The organism is Paraburkholderia sp. SIMBA_054 (assembly GCF_046534875.1).
Lineage (GTDB): Bacteria > Pseudomonadota > Gammaproteobacteria > Burkholderiales > Burkholderiaceae > Paraburkholderia > Paraburkholderia hospita.
The window spans coordinates 198,490-209,983 of record NZ_JAWRXV010000007.1 but is presented as its reverse complement, the minus strand read 5'-3'; the positions used below and the strand labels follow the sequence as shown (position 1 = coordinate 209,983).

The window sequence follows — 11,494 nt, the reverse complement described above, 5'->3', positions numbered from 1 at the left end:
CGCGCCCGTCCGCATCATGCGGACGGGCGCGCAATTGCTTTGCGCTCGGTAGTCACGCACGGTTCACGCGTCAGGCGCGCAATTCCGCAGGCTCGAGAAAGAAGGCCTTGTTATCCGCGAGCCGCTCGATCATGAAGTCGATGAACGTCCTCACACGCAGCGGCTGTTCGGTGCGATGGCGATAGTAGATGTAGATCGATTCGCGCTGCGTCATGTGCTGCGTCAGCAAAGGCACGAGCCGTTTGCTACGAATATGCGAGACGGCCGAGAAGCTGCCTAGCTGGCCGATTGCGAGACCCGCCAGCACCGCGTCCGTTTCCGCGTCGATATCGTTCGCGCACAGCGTCGCGGCGACGTCGCGATAGACGATTTCATTGCCGATCAGAAATTCCCACGGCGCCTGCTTGCCGGTGTTCGCGCGCCGGTATCCCGTGCAGCGATGCGCATCGAGTTCATCGACCGTCGATGGCTTGCCGTGACGCTCGATATACGCCGGCGACGCGCACACGATCAACTGGATGGGCAGCAGCCGCCGCGCAATCGTGCCGCCCGATGGCGGCGAACCGCCGCGAAAACCGACGTCGGCGCGATCACTGACGAGATCGGTGAAGTGATCGTCGAAGCGCACGTCCAGTTGCACCTCGGGATAGAGCGCGGCGAATTCGAGGACGGACGGCCATAGCACCGCGCGCCCGAGCGCCATCGGCGCGCTCACACGCAGCGGGCCCGCCACTTCGTCTTTGGCGCGGCGCGCGTCGTCGATTGCCGACGACAGCGTGGCGAGCGCCGGCTCGACGCTTTGCAGCAGCCGCTGTCCTTCCTCCGTCAGGCTCAGCTTGCGCGTGGTCCGATGAAACAGCCGCACGCCGAGCGACTTTTCCAACTGCATCACCGCGTGGCTGGCCGCCTGAGGCGAGATGCCCTGATCGACGGCGGCCTTGCGCAGGCTGCCGACGGCAGCGGCGCGGACAAAGATCGAAATGGCGCGGACCTCGTTCATCGGCTGTTCCCGATTAGCAAATAAAAGTTGATTATCAGTCTAGCAATTGACGGCTAGTTTGTGCGAATCGGACGTCCTATTCTTCGTTTCACTCTCACCACGAACGTAGGAACACGATCATGAGCAACGTCACGAAACAACAGTTCAAGCGCGTCTGGTTCATCACGGGCGCTTCGCGCGGTCTGGGCGCGCTGATGGCCGAAGCGGCGCTGGCGGACGGCAATGCCGTCGTCGCTGCGGGCCGCAATGCCGCCGCAATTGTCGAGCGGCTCGGCGAGTCGCCGGCCTTGCTGCCCGTCGCGCTCGACGTGACCAGCGAAGCGCAGGCGAAAGCGGCCGTCGAGGCTGCCGTCGAGAAGTTCGGCCGGATCGACGTGCTGATCAACAATGCGGGCTTCGGCCTGCTGGCGGCGGTCGAGGAATCGAGCGACGCTGACGTGCGCCGCATGTACGACACCAACGTCTTTGGTCTGCTGAATGTGACGCGCGCCGTGCTGCCCGTTATGCGCAAGCAGCGCTCGGGGCATGTGATCAACATGTCGTCGATCGGCGGGTATCGCTCGGGGGCGGGCTTTGGCGTGTATTGCTCGACGAAGTTCGCTGTCGAAGGCATCACGGAAGCGCTGCATGCGGAGTTGAAGCCGCTCGGCATCCACGCGACCGTGGTTGAGCCGGGCTACTTCCGCACGGACTTCCTGGATGGGTCGTCGCTGATCGTCGGCAAGGACATCATCGACGACTACGATGAGACGTCGGGCAACGTGCGCCGCTTCGCGGTCGGCATGAATCACAACCAGCCCGGCGACCCGCAGAAGCTGGCGACCGCGCTCGTCACGCTCGTCGATGCGCAAACGCCGCCGCTGCGGCTTCCGCTCGGCACCGATACGCTGAAGGCGATCGCGGAGAAGAACGAATACGTGACGACGGAAACGGAAGCCTGGAAGACGCTGTCGGCATCCACGGACTTCCCCGTCTAAGCCGGTATTGATAGGACGAAAGTAAAAACAACGGCGCCGCTGCGAGAGCAGCGGCGCCGTTGTGCTTTGCGTGAATAACCCGCGTTATTTCGGCGGCGGCAGCGAGGGGTCTAGCTTGGCGGAATCGCGGACCAGTTGGTCCGTCGCCGCTGCGGCGATAGGGTTCGAACCGGCGCCGGGTTTCATCGCCCGTTGCTGTTGTTCCGTCGCGGCGCGAACGGCCGACATGTTCGGCGGCGGCAGCGAAGGATCGAGCTTCGCCGAATCGCGCACCAACTGGTCGGTTTGCGCAGCCCCCGTTTGATACGCGCCGCGAGACGCGCTGCGCGGGTCTGTGCTCGCCGTGGAGGGCGTCTGCGTTGGCATTGACGTCGGAGGCGGCAACGAAGGATCGAGCTTCGCCGATTGCCGGACCAGTTCGTCCGTTTCCGGCGTCGCGCCCTGATTCGCTGCCGCACGGCGGTCCAGGTTTTCGCGTCCGCGTTGCGCGCGAGGTGCTGGTGCTGGCACCACTTTCGGCGCGCCCGCGTTCTGCACGTTCACCGATGCGACGGCCGTCGACGGCGCCGGCTTCGCCTGCTCAGTGCTCTGTGTGACGGCAGCGCTGGGCGTTGGCGTAGGTGCGGCCTTCATCGGCGCGGGTGCTGCCGGAGCGGGAGCGGGAACGATCGGCTGCTGCTCGACGGCGGCGCTCTTCGTGATTGCGCGCGACGGCGTCGACTGGCCAATACTGCCTTCCGTCATATGACTTTCGCTGACGCGCGAATCGACGGCGGCAGGGCGCACGGTTTCATCCATGCCGGCCTTGACTTCGGCCGTTGCACGGCGGTCCGCCTGAAGCAGCATCAGGTACGTGGTCAAGGCGGCGCCGAGCACGAGCCCGGCGAGAATCATCAAAATCTTTCGGGTGGTCATCATACTGATGGTCTTTCGATCGACGCGGGCGTCGATCATCGACGGCTCGCGGCTTTAAGTCAGACAAATGCCAGCAATTGGCACGCCTGACGAGTGGAAACAGGCGAGCAATAAGCAGAGAATCGCGCTTCCCAAAGGGACAATGACCGCCAGGCGCATGAACGCGGCGAGTCGAAGCTTCTCCGATTATCGAACGCTTCGGTTTAGTTTGCGTGTCGAGGACGCGCGCTACTGACGGCGCGTCGATTGCACAACTAACGTCTGATCATTCCCAGGGATTCGGTGCGAACAGTCCCTGTTGGCGGCGCATGCCATGACGCAGGAACCAGTGCCGGATAGCACTGAACTTGCGCGGCAAACCCGGCATCCGATTGCCTTCGATGCGGGCTTTTGCGCACGACGTCGCGTACTGGATCGCCTCTTCCTCGGAAGAAAAGTAGCCGAGGATGCCAAAGGCTTTACGCCGTCCGCTGGGGCCGGTGACGAACACGCTGGCCGCGTATCCGCGAGTGCCCACGGACGCAAGTGGGATGATGACGTGGCGCCGGTAATGTACTGCATGCCTGTCCATGATCATCTCCAAGGGTTTTGCCCTAGGTCACATGGTACACGTTGCGAAACTGTGCCGGCAATTCATTGCGGGTGCGAAAAAAAATTCGCCAGCGGATGCGCTGGCGTCAGGCGCGATGCAGGCAATGGGGCGGCATCGCGCGTGATGTGGAGCGTTTTTGCCGCTCATGCTGCTCCTGCCGCGCCATGCGGCGTGAAGCGCCTGCTTAAGCGCTGCGCTCCATCGGTTCGCCGAGCACGAACATGCCGCCCTGGAAGCGTTGCGCCGGGTCGTCGTATTCGGCTGTCGGCGACGTGACGGGGAAGCGGTCCGAGAACTGCGTGGAGCTGTCGCGCGGACGGAACCCGAGAAAATTCGCCTTCGTGTTGTCCCACCACTTGATGGGGTTGTCCGACGCGCCATACACGACGGCATGGCCGACACGGTTCGTGAACAGTGAGCAGCGCACGAGTTCGATGAAGTCGCGGTAGCTCAGGTACGTGACGAGCATGCGCGGATTCTTCGGTTCTTCGAACGACGAGCCGATACGCAGGCACACGGTCTCGATGCCGAAGCGGTCGAAGTAGTAGCGCGACAGCGACTCGCCGAAGCATTTCGTCACGCCGTACAGGCTGTCGGGGCGTTGCGGCGCGTCGGCGTCGAGCACTTCGGTGACGGGATGAAAGCCGATTGCATGATTCGAGCTGGCGAACACGACGCGCTTCACGCCATGTTTGCGCGCGGCTTCGTACAGGTTGTACGTGCCGCGGATGTTCGCTTCGATGAGATCGTCGAACGGCGCGTCGATCGAAATGCCGCCCAGATGCACGATCGCATCGACGCCTTCGACCATGTGCATCACGGCGTCACGGTCCGCCAGATCGACGACGCTCGCTTCCTCGTGCGCAGCCGCGGCGCTCACCGGGACGATGTCGCTCACGCGCACGATGTCGGCCCAGGCGGCCAGCGCATCGCGCAGCTGGCGGCCCAGATTGCCACCCGCGCCCGTCAGCAACAGGCGGCGGAACGGTTTGCGCGACCCAGCAGATGTCTCGTTCATTGCTAATCCTTCGAAATAACCTAAAATAAGGAAAACGTTTTCCAACTATAAAGGCGACGCCGGCTGTGCGTCAATCGCCAGATTCATCAAGCCGCGAGAGGTCGGCGAACAGGTTTCACTGCAGGTGTTTTCTGCGACAATCCACTCACGGCAAAAGAAAACGTTACCTTCCGGATGAAAAAAGTTTCCCCAACGATTCGCGATGTCGCTGGCGACGCGGGCGTGTCGGTCGCGACCGTTTCCAAGTACATCAACGGCGCGCAGCGTTTCTCTCCCCCCGTCGAAGCGCGGCTCAAGGAAGCGATCGAGCGGCTCGGCTATCGTTCGAACCCGCTTGCGCGCTCGATGATCACGGGCCGCACGCGCACCATCGGGCTCGCGATCCTCGACATCAGCAATCCGCACTTCACGAACGTCGTCAAGGGCGCGAACCGCGTCGCGCTGCAGCACGACTACACGCTGCTGCTGGTCGACACCGAAGAAAACCAGGCGCGCGAGCGTTCGCTGATCGAGGCGCTGGCGCAACGTGTCGACGGTTTGATCGTCAACTCGCGGATGCCCGACGAAGAATCGCAGTGGATGCTCGAACTCAACAAGCCGCTCGTGCTGTTGCGGCGCAGTCCGGGCCTGCCGATTCCGAGCGTCGGCATCGACAACCGGCTCGCCACTTACATGCTCGCGCGTCATCTGCTGAACCTCGGGCACCGGCATATCGCGTATCTCGGCTTTGGCCAGGCGCGCATCAACGACGAGCGGATTCGCGGCGCGCGCGAATGTCTCGACGAAGCCGGCCTCACGCTCGACGTGCACGACGCGCATGCGCCCACTGCGCAGGCGGGCGAGCAGGCCTGCTCGCGCGTGATGCTCGGGCCGCAGCGGCCGCAGGCGGTGATCTGCTACAACGATCTGATCGCGCTCGGCTTCATGAAAGAGGCGGCGTCGCTCGGATTCAAGCTGCCGCGCGACGTCTCCGTGACGGGCATCGACAACGTGCCGTATGGCGAGTACGCCGCGCCCGCGCTGACTACCGTTGATATTCAAAGCGAGAAAATGGGCGAACTGGCGATGCAGAAGCTGATCGACGGACTCGCAGGCCACGCAGAGGCCGAGCATTCGATGTTCGAGCCGCGCTTGATCGTGCGCGAGTCGACGGCCGCTTGCGGCTGACGATCGACTCGCGCGCCTCGCGCATATTGCGGCGGCACGCGCGCCGCGCAACGCGGCGCGGCATGCCGGATTACGCATCGAGCTTCGCGGGCGTCATGCGCGGCGTCAGCAGGTGCATGACGACGAGCGCGATGAGGTAAGCGAGCGCGCCGATCGCGAACAGCACCCAGTAGTGGCCCGTGCGTTGCAGCACCTGGCCGATCACTTCGGAGAACAGCACGCCGCCGACCGAGCCCGCCATCCCGCCGATACCAACCACGGCGCCAAGCGCGCGGCGGGGGAACAGGTCGGATGCCGTCGTGAACAGATTCGCCGACCAGCCCTGGTGCGCAGCCGCTGCGAGACCGACGATGCCGACGGCAACCCACAGATTGTCCACTTGCGAGACGAACGCGATGGGCAGCACGCAGCATGCGCAGATCAGCATCGCCGTCTTGCGCGCGGCATTCACGGTCCAGCCCTTACGCAGCAATGTCGACGAAATCCAGCCGCCGCCGATACTGCCAACCGTCGTGATCGCGTAGATGACGACGAGCGGCAAGCCGATGTGCTGCATGTCCATGCCGCGCGACTCGTTGAGCCACTTCGGCAGCCAGAACAGGTAGAACCACCAGACGGGATCGGTCAGGAACTTGCCGATCAGGAACGCCCACGTTTGGCGTTTGCGGATCAACTGGCTCCAGCCCGGCGCGGGGGCGTTCGCATTGCGGGCGTCGAGCGCGTCGGCGTCGTCGCCCGTATCGTCCGCTTCCTCCAAGTCGCTACGGTCGGCGGGGCGGTAGACGACGAGCCACACGGCCAGCCACACGATGCCAATCGCGCCGATGATGATGAACGCCGCGCGCCAGCCGTACAGCACGGCGATGGGCGGAATGATCGCGGGCGCGAACACCGCGCCGATGTTCGCACCCGAGTTGAAGATGCCCGTTGCGAGCGCGCGCTCGCGGCGCGGAAACCACTCGGCCGTGGTCTTGATCGCGGACGGGAAGTTGCCGCCTTCGCCGATGCCGAGCAGAGCCCGCACCATCGCGAAGCCCGTCACCGAGCCGACGGCCGCGTGCAGCATCGCGGCGATGCTCCAGACCAGCATCGCGGCCGCGTAGGAAATGCGCGTGCCGAGCCAGTCGACGATGCGCCCGAAGCCCAGCAGGCCGATTGCATAGAACGCGGAGAAGGCGATCACGATGCGGCCGTACTGCACCTGCGTCCAGCCGATTTCGTGCTGGAGCACGGGGGCGAGCAGACCGAGAATCTGCCGGTCCATGTAGTTGATGACGGTCGCGAAGAAGAGCAGCGCGCAGACGGTCCAGCGGAAGCGGCTGGCAGATCGCACGACGCCGACGACGGCAGATTGCATGTATGTCTCCGTTCGCGGCATCGCTCGTCGCGCCGCGTCTTTATTCATGGCCGGCGACGAGCGCCGGTGCGGGATGCGTCGCGCGCTGGGCGGCTGCGCGGGCATTTTTCCGTCACGTTGGGAAAACGTTTTTCCAAGAATAGGTGGTTTGTCGCTGCTTGGCTAGTACGTGTTTTCATGGATGCGCGGCAGGATGGCGTTTTCTGTGGGGACGGATTGGTGTTCAGTAGGTTAATCGTTTTCTAAAAGACGTGTAGAAAGCGAGAGTCCGGCGCGCTGGCGGAGGGTGTCCCGCTTATGCGCGCATCAGAAAAACGCACCTAGGTGGGGCGTTTGCTGCCTCAGTAGACTCGATTCAAGCGCTCAGAGGCGGATGCCGGTATTTTTCGCATCACTGCGTGGACTGTGCAGGGGAGAACGAGGGCTGTATGCTGTAAAAGCGCAACCACGCTAAAGCACTGGGGCAAAAAATGACCACGAACTCCGCCAAACTCCCGCCAGACGTGGAAGCACTATCGACGTTGTCCGAATATCTCGAGCGTGCGCTCGACAAGGCGCTCAGCCTGATCATGCTGCGCACAGGCGTCGAAGACGCAAGGCTGTATCTCGGTGACGTGAGCGCACCGAAAGAGGAATGGGCGAGCTGCGGGACCATTCACCGTGAACTGTCGGACGCGATACTGGTGGCGACGCAGTCAGGCCTCAATAATCTCAGTATCGACGGGCAGACGTACCGCTTCACGAGAGTGTTTGCTCAAGCGGAAAACCGGGGGGCAATCGTCTTCACCCCTGCATAACCTGGCATCCGCCAGGAGCACTGATAGCCGGCCACCATTAAGGCTTGGATGGAGGCAGTGGCACGCCGTCGTGCGTGTCCATGACGCGACGGCGTATCGATCAACGGATAGCGGAGAGTAGCGCGCCGCTCAGTTCGGCAGCAACACCGGTAACTGCGACACGCGTCCCGTCTGCACGTCGAGCCACATCTGCCGGCCGCTTGCCGAATGACTGTAGACGAGCGCGCGCATATCGCGATGCGTGCCGAGAAAGCCCATCAGCGCGCGCACGTTGCGCTTGCCGTGGTAGCGCAGCGAGCGCGACGTCTCGCCATTGACGATGACGACAGGATTGATCCGCACGAGCCGCGCAATGAGTTCAGGGTTGACTGTATCCACGTACGATCCTCGAATGAAGTTACTGTCTTCGCTAACGTCCCCAGGACTTGCTTCTTGAGTTTTCGGAAGGATCGGTAAGCGTGCGCCTGGTCGTGCACATCAATCGCGCACATGCGTGACCGCAATCTGCAACACGCTCTCCAGTTCCGGCAGATCGACGGGCTTGGTCAGGTGCAGATCGAAGCCCGCCGCTTCCGTCTTCGCGCGGTCTTCACTGGTGCCGAGCCCGGTCATCGCGGCGATCACGGTGCCTGGCGCCGCAAGCGCCTTGCGGATACGCGGCAACGCTTCGAAGCCCGTCATCTTCGGCATCGACAGATCGAGCAGCACGAGATGCGGCTGCAGCGTCTGCGCCAGTTCGATGGCGGCCGCACCGTCGTACACCGCGTGCGCTTCGTGGCCGAGCACCTGCACGAGCGTCGCCATGCTGTCGGCGGAATCGACGTTGTCGTCGACCACCATCACCTTCAGATCGACGGGCTGCGAGGGCAGCGGCGCTTCTTCGCGCACGGCTTCGGCGGCGATCGGATGACTGAACTCGGGTAGCCACACGGTGAACACGCTACCTTTGCCGCGACCTTCGCTGTGGGCTTCGATATGACCGCCATGCAGATCGACGATGGCGCGCGCAAGCGTCAGCCCGATGCCGAGACCGCTCTTGTCAGCCTGTTCTTCCGTCGGCGTTTCCTGCACGAACAGATTGAAGATCGCATCGATCGCATCGGGATCGATGCCGCGCCCGGAATCGTGAATGCGGATCGCGAGCAGACGGCCCGAGCGGAACACCTGCAAGCTGATCGACGCGCCCGCCGGACTGAATTTCGATGCATTGTTCAGCAGGTTCTGCACGACCTGCACCATCCGCGTGAGATCGCCTTTGATAGTCATCGGCGTGTCGGGCAGCACCACATCGAGCGTCTGTTCGCGCGCCGCGAGCAACGGCGCGCTGCCTTCGATGCTCAGTTGCGCGATGGCCTGCATCGACACCGGCTTCGGCTCGATCTGCACGCGTCCCAACGTGACGCGCCCGGCGTCGAGCAGGTCGTCGACGAGGCGCGTCAGATGTGACAGTTGCCGGTCGATCAGTTCGTGCTCGGGCACGAACGCGTGATGATCGGCTGTCTTCAGTTGCAGCATGCTGACGGCGTTGCGCAGTGGCGCGAGCGGATTGCGCAGTTCGTGTCCGAGCAGCGCGAGGAACTGGCTCATGCGCTGGCTCGACGCCTCGAGTTCTTCGAGACGCCGCCGCCGCGACATGTCGCGTGTGATCTTCGCGAAGCCTTGCAGCGCGCCGTTCGGATCGCGCAAGGCCGTCGTGATGATGTTCGCCCAGAAGATCGTGCCGTTCTTGCGCACGCGCCACTCTTCCATTTCGACGCGGCCTTCGCGCGCGGCGAGTTCGAGATCGCGTTGCGGCCGGCCCACCGCGATGTCTTCGGGTGTGTAGAAGAGGGCAGCCGGCTGGCCGATCACTTCATGCGGCGTGTAGCCCATCACCTGCGTCGAACCCGCGCTCCACGTCATGATGTGACCGTGCGAGTCGAGCATCGTGATCGCATAGTCCTTGATCGCATCGACCAGCACGCGAAAGCGCTTGTCGAGTTCCCGCGCGTTGAAACGCTCGGTGACGTCGCGAATGAAATACGCGAGCTCGGTATGGCCGTCGAACTGCACGGGACACACGGACAGCTCAGCAGGAAACTCGTTGCCGTCGATGCGCCGCGCGATCAGCTCCGTGCGGCTGCGATGCGAGGGGGTCTGCGCGCTCTGTTCCGGTGCGCTTTTGAACACGTCCAGTTCGGCATAGCGCGCCTTGCAGCGCGCCGGAAACAGCGTGTCGAGTATCGGGCGTCCCGTCATCGCGTCACGCGCATAGCCGAATGTGCGCGTCGCGGCATCGTTCCATTCGATGATGACGCCGTCGGCGTCGGTGCACACGAACGCGTCGTGCGTCGTGTCGAGCACGAGACGGCGGCGGCGCAGCGATGCTTCGAGCTTGCTATCGGCCGCTTCGCGCAGGCTGATCTCGGTGCGCAGCCGGGCGATCGTGATGGTGTTCTGCTCGATCAGTGCGCGGTTCTCCGCAAACACGCGCTGATGCGCCATGCCCGACGCGACGAGCGACGTGATCCGTTCGAGCGTCTCGATGTCGTCGGCGGAAAATGCATCGGTGCGGCTCGCCATCAGCTTCACGACGCCCGCGACTTCGGACTGATAGAGCAGCGGCGCGACGACCATCGACGTCGCGCCCACGCGCTTGCACGCGGCGGCATCTACGCGTGGATCGTCCGATGTGTCGCTGCTGTACAGCAAGTGCTTTTCGAGCGAGCACAGACCCGACAGGCTGCCGATGCGTTTGAGGCGCAAGCCGATGTGATGCGCGATGGTGCCGCTGCACGCGCGATACACCATCTCGTCGCCATCGACCCATTCGACCACGGATCCATGCGCGGCAGGCACGAGTTCGAGCAGCGAGTCGGTGACGAGCGACAGAAAGCGGTCGAGGTCGAGCTTCGCAGCGGCGATTCGGGAGTGCGCGTCTATCAGTTTTCGCAAACGTGCGTTTGCCAGGCGCTCGTGGTTGAGCTGCGTGGCGGTTTCGCTGGTGTCGATCTGTCGGTCCTGGCTGGCGTTCATCGTGAGCAGCTCCATTCTTCGCGGGTGGCGCATGCGGGCGCGATTCGGTGTGATGTGTGCACGGTGTGTCTATGCATGCTGCATGGATGCGCGAATCGCTGTTTCAACGGTTATACACGCTTGCAAGGCGCTCGCTCAAGGACACTATGTAGCGCTTTTTTTTGGTTCATCGCAGGGAGCGGGGGATGCGTTTTGCGTAGCGGAAGCGTTGGTGGTCGGGTTTTGCTTTTGCTTTTGCTTTTGCTTTTGCTTTTGCTTCTGCGCTGGCATCCGCGTATTGCCTTCGTGCTTCAAGCGTCGCCCCTGTGCGGGGCGGCACCTACTTTTCTTTGCCGCCGCAAAGAAAAGTAGGCAAAAGAAAGCGGCTAACACCGCTAATTCTTCTCCCTGCCTGAGGGCCCCCAACCGGTCCCGCGCTTCGCACGGCAACCACGTGACTCATGCTCGTTGCCAACGCTTCGAATGACCGCATCACCCGCTTCACGCGCCCGCGTCGCCACATGCCGCGCCAGATAATCCACTGCCGCCCAGGTGGAAAACTGTGTGTAGGTCGTAGCACCACACCCGCCTCACTTCGGACCGATAGCGCACGCGTTCCACCCTGTCAGAGCGCTACCCTATACGACGCGACAACCTACACACAGTTTGCCACCTGG

Annotated in this window: 10 protein-coding genes; 3 read left to right on the top strand and 7 right to left on the bottom strand. The window is 63.2% G+C overall.

What is annotated here, in order from left to right:
* Positions 1-70: 70 nt before the first annotated feature.
* The gene (locus SB822_RS11185; protein ID WP_410854671.1) at positions 71-1,000 is read right to left on the bottom strand and encodes a LysR family transcriptional regulator; all 930 of its coding nucleotides are present in this window, start codon (positions 998-1,000) and stop codon (positions 71-73) included.
* A gap of 119 nt (positions 1,001-1,119) precedes the next feature.
* Here SB822_RS11185 and SB822_RS11180 point away from each other — a divergent pair, with 119 nt between their 5' ends.
* Entirely contained in the window at positions 1,120-1,977 is an 858-nt protein-coding gene (locus SB822_RS11180; RefSeq protein ID WP_114223479.1) for an oxidoreductase, read from the top strand.
* Between the two features lie 84 nt (positions 1,978-2,061).
* Here SB822_RS11180 and SB822_RS11175 read toward each other — a convergent pair whose 3' ends face one another.
* The 3 genes from SB822_RS11175 to SB822_RS11165 all read right to left on the bottom strand — a co-directional run bounded on the left by SB822_RS11175 (position 2,062) and on the right by SB822_RS11165 (position 4,502).
* Complete coding sequence (locus SB822_RS11175; protein ID WP_114223478.1) at positions 2,062-2,931, bottom strand: hypothetical protein; 870 nt, start codon at positions 2,929-2,931, stop codon at positions 2,062-2,064.
* Positions 2,932-3,157: 226 nt separating this feature from the next.
* Positions 3,158-3,469: a hypothetical protein gene (locus SB822_RS11170; protein ID WP_410854708.1), complete on the bottom strand. Its 312-nt coding sequence runs from the start codon at positions 3,467-3,469 to the stop codon at positions 3,158-3,160.
* A 199-nt stretch (positions 3,470-3,668) separates the two neighbouring features.
* On the bottom strand, positions 3,669-4,502 hold the full coding sequence (locus tag SB822_RS11165) for an NAD-dependent epimerase/dehydratase family protein (protein WP_007588822.1): 834 nt from the start codon (positions 4,500-4,502) through the stop codon (positions 3,669-3,671).
* A 63-nt stretch (positions 4,503-4,565) separates the two neighbouring features.
* Between SB822_RS11165 and SB822_RS11160 the strand changes: the two genes are divergently transcribed.
* Positions 4,566-5,669, top strand: coding sequence for a LacI family DNA-binding transcriptional regulator (locus SB822_RS11160; RefSeq protein WP_410854707.1), 1,104 nt, complete (start codon positions 4,566-4,568; stop codon positions 5,667-5,669).
* Between the two features lie 70 nt (positions 5,670-5,739).
* On the opposite strand, the gene SB822_RS11155 is transcribed toward SB822_RS11160, so the two are convergent.
* Positions 5,740-7,026 (bottom strand): MFS transporter, encoded by a 1,287-nt coding sequence (locus tag SB822_RS11155; protein WP_410854670.1) that lies wholly within the window; start codon positions 7,024-7,026, stop codon positions 5,740-5,742.
* Between the two features lie 470 nt (positions 7,027-7,496).
* Between SB822_RS11155 and SB822_RS11150 the strand changes: the two genes are divergently transcribed.
* Positions 7,497-7,823, top strand: a complete 327-nt coding sequence (locus SB822_RS11150; protein WP_039901535.1) for a hypothetical protein — start codon at positions 7,497-7,499, stop codon at positions 7,821-7,823.
* A gap of 129 nt (positions 7,824-7,952) precedes the next feature.
* Here the strand turns inward: SB822_RS11150 and SB822_RS11145 are convergent, their stop codons facing one another.
* Positions 7,953-8,201 (bottom strand): hypothetical protein, encoded by a 249-nt coding sequence (locus SB822_RS11145; protein WP_007588826.1) that lies wholly within the window; start codon positions 8,199-8,201, stop codon positions 7,953-7,955.
* A gap of 99 nt (positions 8,202-8,300) precedes the next feature.
* Positions 8,301-10,838: a PAS domain S-box protein gene (locus SB822_RS11140; protein WP_410854669.1), complete on the bottom strand. Its 2,538-nt coding sequence runs from the start codon at positions 10,836-10,838 to the stop codon at positions 8,301-8,303.
* Between the last annotated feature and the right edge of the window lie 656 nt (positions 10,839-11,494).

Excerpts from the sequence above, each read along its gene's own strand:
- SB822_RS11165 (WP_007588822.1), bottom strand. The coding sequence starts at position 4,502 with ATGAACGAGACATCTGCTGGGTCGCGCAAACCGTTCCGCCGCCTGTTG.
- SB822_RS11140 (WP_410854669.1), bottom strand. The coding sequence starts at position 10,838 with ATGAACGCCAGCCAGGACCGACAGATCGACACCAGCGAAACCGCCACG.
- SB822_RS11155 (WP_410854670.1), bottom strand. The coding sequence starts at position 7,026 with ATGCAATCTGCCGTCGTCGGCGTCGTGCGATCTGCCAGCCGCTTCCGC.
- SB822_RS11180 (WP_114223479.1), top strand. The coding sequence starts at position 1,120 with ATGAGCAACGTCACGAAACAACAGTTCAAGCGCGTCTGGTTCATCACG.
- SB822_RS11170 (WP_410854708.1), bottom strand. The coding sequence starts at position 3,469 with ATGATCATGGACAGGCATGCAGTACATTACCGGCGCCACGTCATCATC.
- SB822_RS11185 (WP_410854671.1), bottom strand. The coding sequence starts at position 1,000 with ATGAACGAGGTCCGCGCCATTTCGATCTTTGTCCGCGCCGCTGCCGTC.
- SB822_RS11150 (WP_039901535.1), top strand. The coding sequence starts at position 7,497 with ATGACCACGAACTCCGCCAAACTCCCGCCAGACGTGGAAGCACTATCG.
- SB822_RS11175 (WP_114223478.1), bottom strand. The coding sequence starts at position 2,931 with ATGATCGACGCCCGCGTCGATCGAAAGACCATCAGTATGATGACCACC.